Source organism: Curvibacter gracilis ATCC BAA-807, from assembly GCF_000518645.1.
Lineage (GTDB): Bacteria > Pseudomonadota > Gammaproteobacteria > Burkholderiales > Burkholderiaceae_C > Curvibacter > Curvibacter gracilis.
In genome coordinates, this window is the sequence record NZ_KI912466.1 from 460,107 (window position 1) to 478,001 (window position 17,895).

Annotated in this window: 21 protein-coding genes and 1 tRNA gene; 3 read left to right on the forward strand and 19 right to left on the reverse strand. The window is 62.3% G+C overall.

The features are described from left to right. Positions 1-61: 61 nt before the first annotated feature. Both secA and L880_RS0127730 read right to left on the reverse strand, forming a co-directional pair. Positions 62-2,815 (reverse strand): preprotein translocase subunit SecA, encoded by a 2,754-nt coding sequence (gene secA, locus L880_RS0127725; RefSeq protein WP_027478361.1) that lies wholly within the window; start codon positions 2,813-2,815, stop codon positions 62-64. A 163-nt stretch (positions 2,816-2,978) separates the two neighbouring features. Continuing rightward, positions 2,979-3,929 (reverse strand): M23 family metallopeptidase, encoded by a 951-nt coding sequence (locus L880_RS0127730; RefSeq protein ID WP_027478362.1) that lies wholly within the window; start codon positions 3,927-3,929, stop codon positions 2,979-2,981. 32 nt (positions 3,930-3,961) lie between these two features. Between L880_RS0127730 and L880_RS0127735 the strand changes: the two genes are divergently transcribed. After that, entirely contained in the window at positions 3,962-4,270 is a 309-nt protein-coding gene (locus tag L880_RS0127735) for a hypothetical protein (protein ID WP_027478363.1), read from the forward strand. A gap of 25 nt (positions 4,271-4,295) precedes the next feature. Here L880_RS0127735 and L880_RS0127740 read toward each other — a convergent pair. The 6 genes from L880_RS0127740 to petA all read right to left on the reverse strand — a co-directional run bounded on the left by L880_RS0127740 (position 4,296) and on the right by petA (position 8,502). Beyond that, positions 4,296-4,371, reverse strand: a tRNA-Thr gene (locus L880_RS0127740). A 62-nt stretch (positions 4,372-4,433) separates the two neighbouring features. Beyond that, positions 4,434-4,934, reverse strand: a complete 501-nt coding sequence (locus L880_RS0127745; protein ID WP_027478364.1) for a ClpXP protease specificity-enhancing factor — start codon at positions 4,932-4,934, stop codon at positions 4,434-4,436. Between the two features lie 24 nt (positions 4,935-4,958). Then, the gene (locus L880_RS0127750; protein WP_019576115.1) at positions 4,959-5,570 is read right to left on the reverse strand and encodes a glutathione S-transferase N-terminal domain-containing protein; all 612 of its coding nucleotides are present in this window, start codon (positions 5,568-5,570) and stop codon (positions 4,959-4,961) included. Between the two features lie 94 nt (positions 5,571-5,664). Then, positions 5,665-6,447: a cytochrome c1 gene (locus L880_RS0127755; protein ID WP_027478365.1), complete on the reverse strand. Its 783-nt coding sequence runs from the start codon at positions 6,445-6,447 to the stop codon at positions 5,665-5,667. A 19-nt stretch (positions 6,448-6,466) separates the two neighbouring features. Beyond that, complete coding sequence (locus L880_RS0127760; RefSeq protein WP_027478366.1) at positions 6,467-7,876, reverse strand: cytochrome b; 1,410 nt, start codon at positions 7,874-7,876, stop codon at positions 6,467-6,469. 11 nt (positions 7,877-7,887) lie between these two features. Beyond that, positions 7,888-8,502: a ubiquinol-cytochrome c reductase iron-sulfur subunit gene (petA, locus tag L880_RS0127765; RefSeq protein ID WP_027478367.1), complete on the reverse strand. Its 615-nt coding sequence runs from the start codon at positions 8,500-8,502 to the stop codon at positions 7,888-7,890. A 236-nt stretch (positions 8,503-8,738) separates the two neighbouring features. On the opposite strand from petA, the gene mscL reads away from it, so the two are divergent. Next, positions 8,739-9,176, forward strand: a complete 438-nt coding sequence (gene mscL / locus L880_RS0127770) for a large conductance mechanosensitive channel protein MscL (protein WP_019576119.1) — start codon at positions 8,739-8,741, stop codon at positions 9,174-9,176. Positions 9,177-9,252: 76 nt separating this feature from the next. Here mscL and pdxA read toward each other — a convergent pair whose 3' ends face one another. Next, positions 9,253-10,326 carry a 4-hydroxythreonine-4-phosphate dehydrogenase PdxA gene (gene pdxA, locus L880_RS0127775; RefSeq protein WP_051443636.1) on the reverse strand — a complete coding sequence of 358 codons (1,074 nt, stop codon included), beginning with the start codon at positions 10,324-10,326 and terminating at the stop codon, positions 9,253-9,255. Positions 10,327-10,339: 13 nt separating this feature from the next. Continuing rightward, a complete protein-coding gene (locus tag L880_RS0127780; protein ID WP_043330824.1) occupies positions 10,340-11,092 on the reverse strand; it encodes a Nif3-like dinuclear metal center hexameric protein in 753 nt (250 codons plus the stop codon). Positions 11,093-11,234: 142 nt separating this feature from the next. Between L880_RS0127780 and L880_RS0127785 the strand changes: the two genes are divergently transcribed. After that, on the forward strand, positions 11,235-12,386 hold the full coding sequence (locus tag L880_RS0127785) for a S1C family serine protease (protein ID WP_027478370.1): 1,152 nt from the start codon (positions 11,235-11,237) through the stop codon (positions 12,384-12,386). A 98-nt stretch (positions 12,387-12,484) separates the two neighbouring features. On the opposite strand, the gene tatC is transcribed toward L880_RS0127785, so the two are convergent. The 9 genes from tatC to hisH all read right to left on the reverse strand — a co-directional run bounded on the left by tatC (position 12,485) and on the right by hisH (position 17,837). Further along, entirely contained in the window at positions 12,485-13,285 is an 801-nt protein-coding gene (gene tatC / locus L880_RS0127790; protein ID WP_027478371.1) for a twin-arginine translocase subunit TatC, read from the reverse strand. A gap of 89 nt (positions 13,286-13,374) precedes the next feature. Continuing rightward, complete coding sequence (gene tatB / locus L880_RS0127795; RefSeq protein ID WP_027478372.1) at positions 13,375-13,830, reverse strand: Sec-independent protein translocase protein TatB; 456 nt, start codon at positions 13,828-13,830, stop codon at positions 13,375-13,377. A 101-nt stretch (positions 13,831-13,931) separates the two neighbouring features. Then, positions 13,932-14,177: a Sec-independent protein translocase subunit TatA gene (tatA, locus tag L880_RS0127800; RefSeq protein ID WP_027478373.1), complete on the reverse strand. Its 246-nt coding sequence runs from the start codon at positions 14,175-14,177 to the stop codon at positions 13,932-13,934. 70 nt (positions 14,178-14,247) lie between these two features. Beyond that, the gene (locus L880_RS0127805) at positions 14,248-14,607 is read right to left on the reverse strand and encodes a histidine triad nucleotide-binding protein (RefSeq protein WP_027478374.1); all 360 of its coding nucleotides are present in this window, start codon (positions 14,605-14,607) and stop codon (positions 14,248-14,250) included. Positions 14,608-14,765: 158 nt separating this feature from the next. After that, complete coding sequence (locus L880_RS0127810) at positions 14,766-15,134, reverse strand: phosphoribosyl-ATP diphosphatase (RefSeq protein WP_019576127.1); 369 nt, start codon at positions 15,132-15,134, stop codon at positions 14,766-14,768. Between the two features lie 11 nt (positions 15,135-15,145). Then, complete coding sequence (hisI, locus tag L880_RS0127815) at positions 15,146-15,550, reverse strand: phosphoribosyl-AMP cyclohydrolase (protein WP_211245365.1); 405 nt, start codon at positions 15,548-15,550, stop codon at positions 15,146-15,148. Positions 15,551-15,620: 70 nt separating this feature from the next. Beyond that, positions 15,621-16,400 (reverse strand): imidazole glycerol phosphate synthase subunit HisF, encoded by a 780-nt coding sequence (hisF, locus tag L880_RS0127820; protein WP_019576129.1) that lies wholly within the window; start codon positions 16,398-16,400, stop codon positions 15,621-15,623. After that, on the reverse strand, positions 16,400-17,146 hold the full coding sequence (gene hisA / locus L880_RS0127825; RefSeq protein ID WP_027478376.1) for a 1-(5-phosphoribosyl)-5-[(5-phosphoribosylamino)methylideneamino]imidazole-4-carboxamide isomerase: 747 nt from the start codon (positions 17,144-17,146) through the stop codon (positions 16,400-16,402). Before hisA ends, hisF begins: the two co-directional genes overlap by 1 nt. Positions 17,147-17,180: 34 nt before the next feature. Beyond that, positions 17,181-17,837 (reverse strand): imidazole glycerol phosphate synthase subunit HisH, encoded by a 657-nt coding sequence (gene hisH, locus L880_RS0127830; RefSeq protein ID WP_027478377.1) that lies wholly within the window; start codon positions 17,835-17,837, stop codon positions 17,181-17,183. Between the last annotated feature and the right edge of the window lie 58 nt (positions 17,838-17,895).

Sequence of the window (17,895 nt, forward strand, 5' to 3'; positions counted from 1 at the left end):
TGCGCCAGCGGGCCCCGAATGAACAACACGGGCCGTGGCCCGTGTCAGGAGTGTGCAGGGCTCAGGCCAGTTTGCCGTGACACTGCTTGAATTTCTTGCCACTGCCGCAAGGGCAAGGATCGTTGCGCCCCACACGCAGCAGGGCCTCGGCGGGCAAAGGCGCACCCGACTGATCCGCCACTGTCTCGACCTCGCCGGTCTCGGTGGGGGCGGTGTAGGTCACGTTGGAGATGTGCTCGGCACGGGCTTCCAGCGCCTGGGCGGCTTCACCGACCTGGTCGTCAGATTGCAGGCGCACCGTCATCAGCAGGCGGGTGACCTCGTTCTTGACCGAGTCCAGCATCTGACCGAACAGTTCGAAAGCCTCGCGCTTGTATTCCTGCTTGGGCTGCTTCTGGGCATAGCCACGCAGGTGAATGCCTTGGCGCAGGTGGTCCAGAGAGCTGAGGTGTTCGCGCCAATGGCTATCGATGGTCTGCAGCAGCACCACACGCTCGAACTGGGTGAAGCTCTCGCCGCCCACCACATCGACCTTGGCCTGGAACACCTCGGTGGCCGCCTTCTGGACAGCTTCGAGGATGTCGTCGTCGGTGATGGCGCTGGATTTCTCGACCAGGGCCTGCAGATCGATGTCGATCTGCCATTCATCTTTCAGGACGCGTTGCAGGCCCGGCAGGTTCCACTGCTCTTCCACCGACTCGGCCGGCACATAGGCACGGACCAGGTCGTCAAAACAGCCTTCGCGCAGGCTGGCGATCTGAGCGTCCAGGTTGCCGGCATCCAGAATGTCGTTGCGCTGCTGGTAGATCACCTTGCGCTGGTCATTGGACACATCGTCGTACTCCAGCAATTGCTTGCGGATGTCGAAGTTGCGGGCCTCCACCTTGCGCTGGGCCGACTCGATGCTGCGCGTGACGATGCCGGCTTCAATGGCCTCACCTTCAGGCATCTTCAGGCGGTCCATGATCGCCTTGACACGGTCGCCCGCGAAGATGCGCATCAGCTGGTCGTCCAGGCTCAGGTAGAAGCGCGAAGAGCCCGGGTCACCCTGGCGGCCCGAACGGCCGCGCAACTGGTTGTCAATGCGGCGCGATTCATGGCGCTCGGTGGCGATGATGCGCAAACCACCCTGCTGCTTGACGGCCTCGTGGTCGCGCTGCCAGGCCTCGCGCACCTGTGCGATCTTCTGCTCGCGCTGAGCCGCATCCAGCGACTCATCGGCCTCCACCTCGGCCAGGGCCTTCTCGATGTTGCCGCCCAGCACGATGTCGGTACCCCGACCCGCCATGTTGGTGGCGATGGTGATCATCTTGGCGCGGCCAGCCTGGGCCACGATGTCGGCCTCACGGGCGTGCTGCTTGGCGTTGAGCACCTGGTGAGGCAGCTTCTCACGATCCAGCAACTGGGAGATCAGCTCGGAGTTCTCGATCGAGGTGGTGCCCACCAGCACGGGCTGGCCGCGCTCATAACAGTCTCGAATGTCCTTGACGGCGGCGTCGTACTTTTCCTTGGTGGTCTTGTAGACACGGTCGAGTTGATCATCGCGACGGCTGGGCTTGTTCGGCGGAATGACCGTGGTCTCCAGGCCGTAGATCTCCTGGAACTCATAGGCCTCTGTGTCGGCCGTACCCGTCATGCCGGACAGCTTGCTGTACAGGCGGAAGTAGTTCTGGAAGGTGATCGACGCCAGGGTCTGGTTCTCAGCCTGGATGGCCACGCCTTCCTTGGCTTCGACAGCCTGGTGCAGGCCATCGCTCCAGCGGCGGCCCGACATCAGGCGACCGGTGAACTCGTCGACGATCACGATCTCACCGTCTTGCACCACATAGTGCTGGTCACGGTGGTAGAGATGGTTGGCCCGCAACGCTGCATACAGGTGGTGCATCAGCGAGATGTTGGCCGGGTCGTACAGCGATGCCCCCTCGGGCAGCAGACCGGCGCTGTAGAGAATGCGCTCGGCGTTCTCATGGCCCTGCTCGGTCAACACCACCTGATGGGTCTTCTCGTCGACCGTGAAGTCCCCCGGCTTGGTCACGCCCTCGCCAGTGCGAGGATCGGCCTCGCCTTCCTGGCGGACCAGCAAAGGCACCACGCGGTTGATCGCGATGTACTGGGCCGTGTGATCGTCGGCCTGACCGCTGATGATCAATGGCGTGCGCGCCTCGTCGATCAGGATCGAGTCCACCTCGTCCACGATGGCGTAGTTGAGGCCACGCTGCACGCGATCCGTGGTCTCGTAGACCATGTTGTCACGCAGGTAGTCAAAGCCATATTCGTTGTTGGTGCCGTAAGTGATGTCGGCACCGTAGGCCGCCTGCTTTTCAGCACGCGGCATCTGCGGCAGGTTGACCCCCACGGTCATGCCCAGGAAGTTGTAGAGGCGCCCCATGTTGGCTGCGTCCCGCCCTGCCAGGTAGTCGTTGACCGTGACCACATGCACGCCCTTGCCGGACAACGCATTGAGGTAGACCGCCAATGTCGCCGTCAGTGTCTTGCCTTCACCGGTGCGCATTTCAGCGATCTTGCCGTTGTGCAGGGCCATGCCGCCCAACAACTGCACATCGAAGTGGCGCATGCGCATGACCCGCTTGGAGCCTTCACGGACCACTGCAAACGCCTCGGGCAGGATGGCGTCAAGGCTTTCTCCCTTGCTCACCCGTTCACGGAATTCATCAGTCTTGGCCCGCAGTGCCTCGTCCGACAACTTTTCGTACTCAGGCTCCATCGCGTTGATGCGATCCACCGTCTTGCGGTACTGACGCAGAAGCCGATCGTTGCGGCTGCCGAAAATTTTGGTGAGGAAATTAGTGGCCATGAAAACAAGACCGTTCTGCCTGCTGTGCGCCATGACAGAACGACCAAAATCCCTAAAACAATGCTGGATTCAGGTGGAGCCGACTTCCTGGATTGCAAGCGTGCGTGCAACAACGCACCAAGCCAGAATACCGGCACAAGAACGAGATTCTACCTTTTGGCCTCTACTGCGCCGTGACAGCGCCACGCCGGTCCGCCAACGTGGCTGCGGCCCCCGATCCAGCACGCAGAAAGCGGTTCGGATCCTGGGGAACCCCTTGCACCAACAATTCGAAATGCAGGTGGGGGCCGGTGGAGCGCCCGGTGGTGCCCACCTCGGCGATGCGCTGGCCACGCTTGATCAGATCGCCCTTGTGAACAAACACCTTGGAGGCATGGGCATAGCGGGTGACCAGGTCGTTTCCATGATCGATCTCGATCATCTGGCCATACTCGGGGTGGTAGGCCTGGGTGACCACCACACCGCCGGCTGCAGCCAGGATCGGTGTGCCCACATCGGCCTGGTAGTCCTGACCTGTGTGCAAGGCCGAGCTGCCGGTGATCGGATCGATGCGCCAGCCGAAGCCCGAGCCCAATGGGCGCCCCGGCACAGGGGTCTGGGTTGGCACCATCATCTTGCGGATCTTCTGGTCGAACAGCCGGGATTCAATCACCGTCATGAGGTCAACCCGCTGGTCGGCAACGCGCTCAAGATCATCGAGCGTGGCCTGCAGCTCTTCAAAGGACATGGGACGAGCAGCCACCAAGGCACCGCCCCGACCGGGCGTCGTCTTCAGGTCTGCACTCACACCGGCAAGACCGGACACGCGCTCCCCCAAGGATTCCAACTGCATCATCCTGGCCTGCATTTCGCCGACCCGACGGGCCATGACGTCCAGGTTCTCGCGCAGGTAGCGGTCGCGTTGCTCGTTCTCGTCCTTCACAATCAGCTTGACCACCGAACCGATGACGGGCCAACCTTCACGAGCGCCCTTGAGAAAGACCCAGTGGTATAGCCCTGCGGCAAACAGCATCAAGGCCAAGGAAGCCAGCAGCGTTGCCACCAGCAAATGCCAGCCACTGAGGTGCAAGGCCCTGCTCTTGGCCAACCAGGCATCCGTGATAATCAGTTGCAATTCAGTACCTCTCCAGCAAACCAGGTCCCCACATGAACCGTCGACATCAAGCAGTGACCCTCGCCCAGGCGTCCATGGAGTCACCCACGCTGGCTCGACTGTCAGAATTGGTGCGGGATTCGTCTTTGCGCCTGAAGGCTGTCGAACCCCTGATCCCGCCCTTGCTCAGATCGGCCATCAAAGCCGGTCCCATCGATGGGCCGACCTGGTGCCTGCTGGTGGAGTCCAACGCGGCTGCGGCCAAGCTCAAACAACTGCTGCCTGCCTTGCAGGCGCATTTGAGAAGTCGGGGGTGGGAGGTTACCGCAATCCGCCTCAAGGTTCAAACAGCGAACCGTTGAATGGACTGGGCAACAAAGAAGAAGATGGTGCCGGTTGTCGGATTCGAACTGACGACCTACCGCTTACAAGGCGGGTGCTCTACCAACTGAGCTAAACCGGCTGACCCCGGAGGGTACGGGCAGGATTCTAACTGCCAGAAACCCGGGGACAAATGAAAAACGCCTACTTAATTCGCTTCAATGCCGGCCTTGCACCGGCAGGCGAAGTGGGCTTGGGCGGCTCGGGCGGCGTATCGGCAGACGGTGTCGAAGCATCCTCCACCGACACCAGTTGCACCACGCGATCCTCAGACGACGCTTCGGACAGCACAGGCTTGGCCTCGGCCTTGGACTCAGCCACCGCATCGCTGACCGGGAAAGCCATGCCCTGACCATTTTCACGGGCATAGATGGCCATCACGCGTTCGATCGGCACCAGGATTTCACGCGGCACGCCACCGAAACGCGCCTTGAATGCGAGGAAATCATTGCCGATGTTGAGACCGCTCGTGGCGTCGTAGCTGACGTTGAGCACAATCTCGCCATCCTTGACGAACTCACGCGGCACCTGCACGGACTCATCCACGGCAACAGCCACATAAGGCGTGAACCCGTTGTCCGTGCACCACTCGTACAGCGCTCGGATCAGGTAAGGACGGGTGGATGGAGACTCCTGGGCATTCATGGCGTTCTTTCGCAAACGGGATGCTTACTTGCGCATGACCTTTTCGGACGGCGTGAGTGCTTCGATGTAGGCCGGGCGCGAGAAAATGCGCTCAGCGTACTTGAGCAGCGGTGCGGCGTTCTTGCTCAGTTCGATGCCGTAGTAATCCAGGCGCCACAGCAGCGGCGCAATGGCCACATCCAGCATGGAGAAGTTCTCGCCCAACATGTACTTGTTCTTCAAGAACACCGGCGCGAGTTGGGTGAGACGGTCACGGATGTGGGCCCGTGCCTTTTCCAAGGCCTTTTCATTGCCCTTGGTCAGACGCGATTCCAGAGCGCTCACGTGCACGAACAGTTCCTTCTCGAAGTTCAGCAGGAACAGACGGACGCGTGCACGGTCCACCGGGTCGCCAGGCATCAGTTGAGGGTGCGGGAAGCGCTCATCGATGTACTCATTGATGATGTTCGATTCGTACAGGATCAGATCACGTTCGACCAGGATAGGCACCTGACCGTACGGGTTCATCACGTTGATGTCTTCTGGCTTGTTGTAGAGATCCACGTCGCGAATCTCGAAGTCCATGCCTTTTTCAAACAAGACAAAGCGGCAGCGGTGGGAAAAGGGACACGTGGTCCCCGAGTACAACACCATCATGGTAACGGCTCCTCAAAATCAAAAAGAGTGGGGCGCCCAAGGCGGACCCACTCTGCGGGCCTGATCGACGCAGTCGATCAGGCAGGTGACGGAATTACTTGACGTCTTTCCAGTAAGCAGCGTTCAGACGCCAGGCGATCAAGGTAAAGAAAGCCAGGAAGATCAAAACACCCACGCCCACCCGGACGCGCGTATTTTGCGCTGGCTCACCCATCCACTGCAGGTAGGCCACGAGATCCCCCACAGCCTGATCATATTGCAGGGGCGTCATGGTACCCGGAGTCAGCTGCTCCCAGCCCTTGAACACCTCAACCTTGTGGCCATGCTCTTCGGTTTCTTCGTACACCGGACGGCGTGCCCCCTGCAGTTCCCAGAGCACGTGCGGCATGCCAACGCTCGGGAAGACCAGGTTGTTCCAGCCCGTGGCCTTGGACTCGTCACGGTAGAACGTGCGCATGTAGGTGTAGAGGTAGTCAGCCCCCGTGCCACCATGACCGGCACGCGACCGGGCAATCACAGTCAGGTCGGGTGGGTTGGCACCGAACCATTCCTTGGCCTGCTTCGGATCAATCGCAGCCTTCATGGTGTCGCCGACCTTTTCGGTCGTGAACAGAAGGTTGTCCTTGATCTGCTGCTCAGTCAGGCCGATGTCCTTCAGGCGGTTGAAGCGCATGAAAGCGGCCGAGTGGCAGTTCAGGCAGTAGTTGACGAAGATCTTGGCGCCATTTTGCAGGGCAGCCAGATCATTGGTCTTGTTGGGCGCCTTGTCCCATGCCACACCACCTTCGTTGGCCTGGACGCCGGCCACCAGGCCCACAGCCATGGCCAGACCGACGATCAGGTGACGGGCGAAACCCAGGTTTGCAAGCTTTTTCATTGTTTTTCTCTCCAGCAAATCAATGGGCAGCAAAGGTCACGCGATCAGGAACCGGCTTGGTTTCACCGATCTGACTCCACCAGGGCATCAGCAGGAAGAAGCCAAAGTAGAACAGGGTACCCACTTGGGACACACGCTCACCAATCGGCGACGGCGGCTGGACACCCAGGTAGGCCAGCACCACGAACACCACCACAAAGACGGCGTACAGGTACTTGTGCCAGCTCGGACGGTAGCGGATGGACTTCACCGGGCTCTGATCCAGCCAGGGCAGGAAGAACAGGATGACCACAGCACCACCCATGACCACCACGCCCCAGAACTTGGCATCGATGGAGAGCATCAGGGCGATGACCACCACAGCAGCCCCAACGACGCCAGCCTTCAGGAAGCCCGGCAGCTTGGACTTGACGGCGCCGAAGAAAGCACCGGCGGCCACACATGCGATCAGCGCGTACATCATCTCACCCGTGATGGCACGCAGCATCGAATAGAAGGGCGTGAAGTACCAGACCGGAGCGATGTGGTTCGGCGTCTTGAACGGATCGGCCGGGATGAAGTTGTTGTACTCCAGGAAGTACCCGCCGGCTTCGGGGGCGAAGAAGATCACCGCCGTGAACACCATCAGGAACACGCTCACGCCCAGGATGTCGTGAACGGTGTAGTACGGATGGAACGGAATGCCATCCAAAGGGTGACCATTGGCATCACGCGGCGCCTTGGGGCCCTTGATTTCAACGCCATCAGGGTTGTTCGAACCCACTTCGTGCAAGGCGATGATGTGTGCAGCCACCAGGCCCAGCAGCACCAGCGGCACGGCGATCACGTGGAAGCTGAAGAAGCGGTTCAGCGTGGCATCGGACACCACATAGTCACCGCGGATCAGCAGAGCCAGATCGGGACCGACGAAAGGAATGGCGGAGAACAGGTTCACGATCACCTGAGCACCCCAGTACGACATCTGGCCCCAGGGCAGCAGATAGCCCATGAAGGCCTCGGCCATCAGGCACAGGAAGATGGCGCAACCGAAGATCCAGACCAGTTCACGCGGCTTGCGGTAAGACCCATACAGCAGCCCGCGGAACATGTGGAGGTAGACCACGATGAAGAATGCCGACGCACCGGTGGAGTGCATGTAGCGCACCAGCCAGCCCCAGGGCACATCACGCATGATGTACTCGACAGAGGCAAACGCCAGTGTCGCATCCGGCTTGTAATGCATGACCAGGAAAATGCCGGTCACGATCTGGATCACCAGCACCAACATGGCCAGCGAGCCAAAGAAGTACCAGAAGTTGAAGTTCTTGGGTGCGTAGTACTCGGAGAGGTGCTCCTTGTACAGCTTGGACGCGGGGAAGCGGTTGTCCACCCAGTTCAGCAGCTTTTCGCCAGCCGAAGCGTTGGGGGAGATTTCCTTGTATTCAGCCATGATGTGTTCCCTCAAGCCTTCTTGTCTTCACCGATCAGCAGGCGCGTATCGGACAGGTACATGTGGGGAGGCACCGGCAGGTTGTCCGGCGCCGGCTTGTTCTTGAACACACGCCCGGCCAGGTCAAAGGTGGAGCCGTGGCAAGGGCACAGGAAACCGCCCTCCCAGTTGTCGGGCAGCGAAGGCTGCGGACCCGGGGTGAACTTGTCAGACGGTGAGCAGCCAAGGTGGGTGCAGATGCCCACCACCACCAGCACTTCGGGCTTGATCGAGCGGGTGGTGTTGCGCGCGTATTCGGGCGTGAACTCGTCCGGATGCCGTTCCGACTTGGGGTCGGCCAACTGGCCATCGAGCTTGGGAAGCTCAGCCACCATCTCTGGCGTGCGCTTCACGATCCACACGGGCTTGCCCCGCCACTCGGCCGTCATCTTCTCGCCGGGCTTGAGGTTGGAAATATCCACCTCCACAGCAGCACCCGCCGCCTTGGCCTTTTCGGAAGGAGACAAAGTACTCACGAAGGGAACGGCGGTTGCAACGCCGCCCACAGCACCAGCACAGGTTGAGGCGATCAGCCACGTCCTCTTGCTGGAGTCGATCCGCTGGGTGTCGACTGGGGTGTCACTCATGGGGTTGTTCCTCGATGAACATCGCTTATTTGGGTCAACCGCCGATTGTACCGGAGGGCCTCTTGTAAATTCAACGCGCTTTTCCCGAGTGCCCGGCCCCTGCGAATGTGCATAAATACCGAGAAATCAGGGCAAACCCTTGGATTACCCCCTGCTTATCGTAAAGACTGTGCAGAATTGATACTCGGCCGATCACGGCAAAAACATTCACACAAAGCAAACAAAGGAAACTTTCCATGAGCATCGTCAAGGAATTCAAAGAATTCGCCATCAAAGGCAATGTGATTGACCTGGCCGTCGGCGTGATCATCGGCGGCGCCTTCGGAAAGATCGTCGACTCCGTGGTGGCCGATCTGATCATGCCGGTGGTGGGGCTGGTGTTTGGCAAACTGGATTTTTCGAATCTCTATATTGCTCTAGGTCAAATCCCGGCAGGCACAGCCGACACACTGGAAGGCCTCAAGAAAGCCGGTGTGCCGGTGTTTGCCTATGGGCATTTCATCACCGTGGCGGTGAATTTCGTGATCCTGGCTTTCATCATTTTCATGATGGTCAAACAAATCAACCGCCTCAAGCGAGAAACACCGGCCGAAGCGCCGGTTGAAGCCGCCCCCGCCGCGCCGGCCGAAGATATTGTGTTGCTGCGCGAAATTCGCGACAGCCTGCGCAAGTAAGCCAGGCTCAAGGCCCCACCTCAACGGGGCGGCACCGCCCCGGCTCTATGGAGTGGCACCGCGCAGAGCAATCCACTCAGGCGTGGATCAGGCGCCTGGCCATGCGCAGCGCCTCGATCAGGCTGGCCGGGTCGGCCCGCCCCGTGCCGGCAATGTCGAACGCCGTGCCATGATCGGGGCTGGTGCGCACCAGGGGCAGGCCCAGCGTCACGTTCACCCCCTCTTCCACCCCCAGGTACTTGACCGGTATCAAGCCTTGATCGTGGTACATCGCCACCACCACATCAAATTCGCCTCGCCGGGCGCGCATGTACACCGTGTCGGGTGCCACCGGCCCCGTCACCTGCGCCCCCAGGGCCCGAGCCGCCTGCACGGCGGGCTCGATGATGTCCAGCTCCTCACGCCCGAACAGCCCCCCCTCCCCCGCATGCGGGTTCAAGCCCGCCACCGCGATCCTGGGAGGCCGCCCCAGCACGCGCAGCAATGATTCCTGGGTGATGCGCAAGGTGTCCAACACATTGTCGTAGGTCACGGCCTCAATGGCCTGGCGCAGCGACACATGAATGCTCACCAGCACCGTCCGCAACTCCTGGTTGGCCAGCATCATGCGAACCGGCATGGCCTCCAGGCCCACCCCGGCGTGTGCCGCAGCCTCGGCCTGCAAAAGCTCCGTATGCCCTGGAAACGCCACCCCGGCAGCATGCAGCGCCTCTTTGTGCAGCGGAGCGGTCACCAACGCGGCCACCTGCCCACGCAACGCCGCCCTCGCAGCCCACAGCACCGCGTCGGCCGCCTGACGCCCTGCCTGGGCGCTGACCCGACCCCACTGCGGCAGACCATTCGGCATGGCCGTACCAGGATCCAGAACGGGCAGGCAGCGCGGTGGGCACGAGGCCAGATCGGCAGGCTCGGTGAGCACCGCCACCGGCAGCGGCAATGACCCACCACCCTGCGCCTGCTGCACCACGCGGGCAGCACGGCGCAGTACCTCGGGCTGCCCCACCACCAACACGCCCGCCATGAGCTCGGGCTCGCTCCAGAACGCCTTCACGATGGTCTCGGGGCCGATACCGGCCGGGTCGCCCTGCGTCAGGGCCAGCCAGGGGCCAGAGGCAGCGCCGGAGCCTGCGGAACGGAGGAAGTCAGACATATGTAAACGTCTTTCAGGCGGGGTTGTCAATGTCGATGAACTCGTGCGGAACGCCCAGCTGTCGGGCCACTTCCCCAGCCAGCGCCGGGGCACCATAGCGCTCGGTCGCATGGTGGCCAGCCGCCAGGTAGGCGACCCCCATCTCGCGTGCGTAATGGGCCTGCGGCTCGGAGATCTCACCGGTGATGAAGGCATCGGCCCCGGCGGCAATGGCGGCCTCGAAATAGCCCTGCGCTCCACCGGTGCACCAGGCCACCCGCCTCAACGCGCGACCATCGCCCGGCACCGAGGTCACGGAGCGCCCCAGCGCGGCTTCCACCCGCTGAGCCAGGGCGGGCACATCCAGCCCCTCCAGCGGCGCCATCCACCCCAGATTCTGCTCACCGAAGCAAGGGGCACCCCCCTCAAAACCCAGCACCCGCCCCAGTTGGGCGTTGTTGCCCCACTCCGGGTGGGCATCCAGTGGCAGATGGTAGGCGAGCAGGCTGATGTCATGCGCCAGCAGCCGCTGCAGTCGCTGCTTCATCCAACCCGTGACCCGGCCGTCCTGCCCACGCCAGAACAGACCGTGGTGCACCAGGATGGCGTCTGCGCCCGCGGCAATGGCGGCCTCGATGAGGGCCAGGCTGGCCGTGACCCCGGACACCAGCCGCCGCACCTCCTGGCGCCCCTCCACCTGCAGGCCATTGGGGCCATAGTCCTTGAAACGCTCGGGCTGCAGCAAGGCGTCGCAGGCCTGCAGCAAGGTGTGTCGGTCAGTGCTCATACCCCGGATTGTCTCAGTTGCAGCCCCGCCTGCCACCCACCGCTTGAGTGACAATAGCCCTCTACCACCACCGGCCAAACCGGGCCCCTCCCACACCGATTTGATCTGGCGGCCCCCGGTCGACACCCACCAAACCCCGTTCATGAAGCGCATCTGGCAGCTCTTTTCCCAAACCGTCACCGTGGTGCTGGCCGCCTATTTTGTGGTGGCCACACTCCAACCCCAGTGGGTGAACCGAAACGCCCCGCGCTTGGGCGGCATGGGCGTCGCCTTGCTGGAGGCCCCACCCGCCCCGGCTGGCAGCACACCGCCTGGCAGCCTCAGTGGCGCCGCCCGCAAGGCCTCGCCGGCGGTGGTCAGCATCAACACCAGCAAGATCAGCCGGCAGCCTCGCAACAGCGACCCCTGGCATCAGTTCTTTTTCGGTAACCAGGGCGCGCCCCAGCAACAGAGTGGACTGGGCAGTGGTGTGATCGTCAGCGCCGAGGGCTACATCCTGACCAACAACCACGTGGTCGAATCAGCCGACGAGATCGAGGTCACCCTCAACGACAGCCGCACCACGCAGGCCCGGGTGATCGGTACCGACCCCGACACCGACCTGGCGGTGTTGAAGATCGACGTCGACAGGCTGCCAGCGATCGTGCTGGGCAATTCCGACACGCTGCAGGTCGGCGACCAGGTGCTGGCCATCGGCAACCCCTTTGGCGTCGGGCAGACCGTGACCGGCGGCATCGTGAGCGCTCTGGGACGCAATCAACTGGGCATCAACACCTTCGAGAACTTCATCCAGACCGATGCCGCCATCAACCCCGGCAACTCGGGTGGTGCGCTTGTCGATGTGAACGGCAATCTGCTGGGCATCAACACCGCCATCTACTCGCGCTCCGGCGGCAGCATGGGCATCGGCTTTGCCATTCCCGTCTCCACCGCACGCCAGGTGCTCGACAGCATCGTCAAGGACGGGCGTGTCACGCGGGGCTGGATCGGGGTGGAGCCCAACGAGCTGTCAGCCGAGTTGGCCGAGACCTTCGGCATCCAACCTGTGCCGGGCGTGATCATCACCGGCGTGCTGCAAAACGGGCCCGCAGCCCAGGCTGGCATCCGGCCTGGCGATGTGATCGTCCAGGTGGCCGGCCAGGCCGTGCACAGCGTGCCTGAACTGCTCTCCCGCGTCTCGGGCCTCACGCCAGGGCAGGCGGCGCCTTTCAGCCTGCTGCGCCAGGGCAAAACGCTGCAAGCCGAGGTGACCCCCGGTGTGCGCCCCAAGGCCCACCCCACGGCCCGGCGCTGAATCCCCAGGCTGATTGCCGATACGGCCCGACAAAAAGAAAGGGGCCTCTATCGGCCCCTGTTCATTGACTGGCTACCGACCGCCAACGCGGCCTCGGATCACGTGCCCCCGGAGGCAGCCGCTTCGTCTTCGGACTCCGGCGCCTTGGTGGCCCGCACAAAAGCCTGCGCCGCCAGAATGCCCACCTCGTAAAGACCACCGACCACGCCGAGCAGAATCAACATCGAACCCGCATCCGGCGGCGTCACCAAGGCCGTGCCCACGGCAGCGGCAACCCAGAAGTAGCCGCGGTACTGGCGCAATTGCGCGGTAGTGACCACCCCCATGCGAACCAGCAGAATCACCGCCACGGGCACCTCGAAGGCCAGACCGAAGGCCAGGAACATGCCCAGCACAAAGCTCAAGTACTCCTCGATGTCAGGCGCGGCCGTGATCGACTTCGGAGCAAAGCTCTGGATGAAGGAAAACACCTTGCCGAACACGAAGAAGTAGCAAAAAGCCACCCCCACCAGAAACAACACCGTGCTGGAGATGACCAGGGGCAAGACCAGCTTCTTCTCGTGTGAGTACAGCCCCGGCGCCACAAAGGCCCAGACCTGGTAGAGCACATAGGGCAGCGCGATCAGAAAGGCCGCCATGAACAGGATCTTGATCGGCACCACGAATGGCGACACCACGTTGGTGGCGATCAGGGTGGCGCCCTTGGGCAGATAGGCCACCAGCGGCGCCGCCAGCAGGTCGTACAGCTCGCCGGCACCGGGGTAGAAGGCCAGCGCCAGCGCAACCACACCGACAGCGATCAGGGCGCGCACCAGGCGATCGCGCAACTCCATCAGGTGCTGCACAAAGGGCTGCTCGGTGCCAGCCAGCTCGTCATCTTGTTGGGGGGATTCGGACATGGTGGGTGGTGATGGGGAGAAGGACTCCCGGACCGGGAAGCGGGCCGAGCAGAAGATTGAATGCACCGGTCAGGTGTGCCGGCACGGGATCAATTGAACTTGCGCGGCCGGTACCGGGCCACCCGGGCTGCCCCTGACAAGGCCTTGGTACGCACGCCGCTGCGCGCCTTGTACCACTGCGGCGTGGCACCCCGCTTGAGGCGCCAGTTCTTGCCGGGATGCCGGTACACCGGAGCCGCAGGCTCTACCGAGCTCTCCAGAGCGGCATCGGTGGTTTCACGCCAGCTTTCCTCGAACTCACGCGTGCTGGTGTGGATCGAACTCTCCACATCGCGCGCAGCGCTCTCGACGGTGTCCTTCATCTTGCGAAGCTCGTCGAGCTCCATCGAACGGTTGACCTCGGCCTTGACGTCGTTCACATAACGCTGGGCCTTGCCCAGCAGCGTGCCCACAGTGCGCGCCACGCGCGGCAGCTTCTCGGGGCCGATGACGATCAAAGCCACCGCGCCGATCAGCGCCATTTTGGAAATGCCAAGGTCAATCATGAAGGGATCTGTCCATTAAAAAGCGCTAGCGCCCAAGGCCGGCAGGGGCTGAAACAGCCCGCCGGAAGGTCCGGGAACAGCCCCGGGCAAGCACTTGAAACTCAGGACTTGGTCTTGGCTTCAACGTCGATCGTGGTCTTCTCGGCAGCGCCTTGGGCCACTTGGGCGGCCGGAGCGGCGGAGGCGGGCTGGGCTGCATCGGAAGTGCCACCCTCCTTCATGCCATCCTTGAAGCCCTTCACAGCACCACCCAGATCAGAGCCGATGTTCTTGAGCTTCTTGGTGCCGAACACCATCACCACGATCAACAGCACGATCAACCAGTGCCAAATAGAAAACGAACCCATGGATTTCTCCTGAAGAATTGACTGGATTTTAGACGCCGATGGCCGCCCGCCGGGCGCAGGGGCTCAAGTATCACCCCCGCAGCCAAGGCCGCGGACCACCCATGACATGGACATGGAGATGATGCACCTCCTGCCCACCCTCGGCACCCGTGTTGGTCACGATGCGGAACCCGCCCTGAGGATAAGGGTTGCAGCCCTGCTCCAAGGCCAGCTTGGGTGCCAGCGTCATGATCTTGCCAAGCAAAGAAGCATGTTCCGCGCCCACATGGGCCATCGACGGAATGTGCAACTTCGGGATGATCAAAAAATGCACAGGCGCCCAGGGCGCAATGTCATGAAACGCAAACAGGTCTTCATCCTCGAAAACCTTGCGCGACGGGATCTGACCCGCAACGATCTTGCAGAAAATACAATTGGCATCCACCGACATCCGAGCACTCCATGGGTTGCCGGGAGGCACCGGCTACCTGGTTTGACACCAGGCAACACGGCAACCGCCCCAAAAATCAACTCTCCAGCCTGTTTGGCCGAGAGCCAGAACACATTCATTGTCAGGGCCGGCCCGAGGGCACGGCCCGACCGCCAGGCTCAGACCTGACCAGCCTCACGGGACTGCACCTTGCGCAGCGCCTTTTCCTCAATGCCGCTGGTGCCTTCACGGCGCTCCAGCTCGGCAATCACATCCAACGGCGACAAGCCATAGTGCGCCAGCGCGATCATCGAGTGAAACCACAGATCGGCCACTTCGTAGACGATCTTGCTGCGGTCACCACCGTGGTCTGCGTCCTTAGCGGCCATGACCGTCTCGGTCGCCTCTTCGCCGATCTTTTTCAGGAACGCATCAGGCCCCTTGTGCAGCAGGCGTGCCACATAGCTTTTGTCCGGGTCGCCGCCATGGGCGGGTTTGCGGCTTTCAATCACCGCGGCCAGACGGGCCAGGGAATCATTGGAACTCATGGGTACGCACGTCACTTGTAAATGGATTCAGGGTCTTTCAGCACCGGATCAACTGCCGTCCAGCCCGCCTTGTCGGCATCGTACTGTTGGAAGAAACAGCTGTGACGCCCGGTGTGGCAGGCAATGCCGGGTTCATGCCCTTGCTGCGTGACCTTCAGCAGCACCACATCGTTGTCGCAATCCAGGCGGATGTCATGCACGGTCTGCACATGGCCTGACTCTTCGCCCTTGAACCACAGACGCTGACGCGAGCGGCTGTAATACACCGCCCGACCCAGCTCAGCCGTCTTCTGCAGGGCTTCGCGGTTCATCCAGGCAAACATCAGCACATCGTTGCTGCCTTGCTCCTGGGCGATCACGGGCACCAGGCCCTGGGCATCCCATTTGACTTCATCTAACCAGTTCATGGGGTCCATTGTCGGTGATTTGGAAATGCCCACCCCCGGGTGCGGGCGGTGGGCGGGTGGCTGTGGCGGCAGGCAGCGCTCAGAGGCGCACGGGAATGCCGCGCTCAGCCATGCGCGCCTTGGCCTGGGCGACCGTGTATTCACCATAATGGAAGATGCTGGCCGCGAGCACCGCATCGGCGCCGCCCTGCTGCACACCATCGGCCAGGTGATCGAGGTTACCCACGCCACCCGAGGCGATGACGGGCACGCTGACCGCATCGGCGACGGCACGGGTGAGAGCCAGGTCGAAACCCGCCTTGGTGCCATCACGGTCCATGCTGGTGAGCAGGATCTCGCCCGCACCGCGTCGGGCCATTTCGCTGGCCCAGGCCACGGCATCCAGACCGGTGTTCTTGCGCCCGCCATGGCTGTAGACATCCCAGCCCTCGCCACGCGCCAGCAGGTCGTCACCATGGCGGCGCTTGGCATCGATGGCCACCACGATGCACTGCGCGCCGTAGCGGGCCGAGGCGTCGCTGATGACCTGCGGGTTGGCAATGGCCGCCGAGTTGAAGCTGGTCTTGTCGGCGCCCGCGTTGAGCAGGCGGCGCACATCTTCCACCGTGCGCACTCCCCCCCCCACAGTGAGCGGAATGAACACCTGGGAGGCCACGGCCTCGATGATGTGCAGAATCAGATCGCGACCATCACTGGTGGCGGTGATGTCCAGAAAGGTCAGTTCGTCGGCGCCTTGCTCGTTGTAGCGGGCTGCGATTTCAACCGGATCGCCCGCATCGCGCAGTTCGACGAAATTGACGCCTTTGACGACCCGACCACCGGTCACGTCCAGACAGGGGATGATGCGCTTGGCCAGCATCAGCCGCGCCCGTTCAGTTCGTCGGCACGCGCCTGGGCGGCGGCAAAGTCAAGGTCACCCGAGTAGATGGCCCGACCACAGATCACGCCTTCAACGCCTTCGTCCTCGACCGCGCACAACTGCTCGATGTCGGCCATGTTGGACAGACCACCCGAAGCAATGACCGGAATGGTCAGGGCCTGAGCCAGCTTGACGGTGGCGTCGATGTTGATGCCGGAGAGCATGCCATCGCGACCGATGTCGGTGTAGATGATGGATTCGACGCCCCAATCTTCGAACTTCTTGGCCAGGTCAACCACTTCGTGGCCGGTGAGCTTGCTCCAGCCATCGGTGGCCACCTTGCCGTCCTTGGCGTCCAGACCCACGATGATGTGGCCGCCAAAAGCCGTGCAGGCGTCTTTCAGGAAGCCGGGGTTCTTGACCGCCGCTGTGCCGATGATCACGTAGCGCAGACCGCCGTCGATGTATTTCTCGATGGTGTCCAGATCGCGGATGCCGCCACCCAGTTGCACCGGAATGTCGTCGCCCACGGCCTTGAGGATGGACTTGATGGCCGAATAATTCTGGGGCTTGCCGGCAAAGGCGCCATTGAGGTCGACCAGGTGGAGGCGGCGGGCGCCCTTGTTGACCCAGTTCAGGGCCATGGCGGCAGGGTCTTCACCAAAGGTGGTGGCCTGGTCCATGTCACCTTGCTTGAGGCGCACGCAGTGGCCGTCTTTGAGATCGATCGCGGGAATGAGTTGCATGGTGCTGTGAGCAGCGAATGGTGCAGCGGAAAGGTCAGGGATTCCAGTGAAGGAAGTTGTGGTAGAGCGTCAGGCCGTGGCTTGCGCTCTTTTCGGGGTGGAACTGGGTTGCAAAAATATTATCGCGGGCAATGGCTGCGGTAAAGCGCCCGCCGTAGTCCGCTTCGCCCACACTGTGGCGCCCGTCGGACGGACGCGCATAGAAACTGTGCACGAAATAGAAATAACTGTTGTCAGGCACGTCGGCCCACAACACGTGGGGCTGGGTCTGGGCCACCTGGTTCCAGCCCATCTGGGGCACCTTGAAGCGGCTGCCATCGGGTTGCAGGCGCCCGGCCAGGTCGAATTTGACCACTTCACCGTGGATCAGCCCCAGGCCAGGCGTGTCGCCCTCGGCGCTGTGGTCGAGCAGCATCTGCATGCCCACACACACGCCGAACAGCGGCTTGGTGGCGGCCGCCTCCAGCACGGACTCCAGCAGGCCCGATTCGCGCAGCTCGCGCATGCAGTCGGGCATGGCGCCCTGTCCGGGCAGCACCACGCGGGTGGCAGCGCGCACCTCTTCGGGGCGCGAGGTGATGATCACCTTCACGCCCGCACGGTCGGCCGCAGCCTGGACGGCCTGCGACACCGAGCGGAGATTGCCCATGCCGTAGTCGACCACGGCCACGGTATTAGCGACTGGATTCATGACTCAATTTCTTTGACAAGGAGATGGCCGCGGCAGTGTGTGCCTGCAGCCGGGTCAT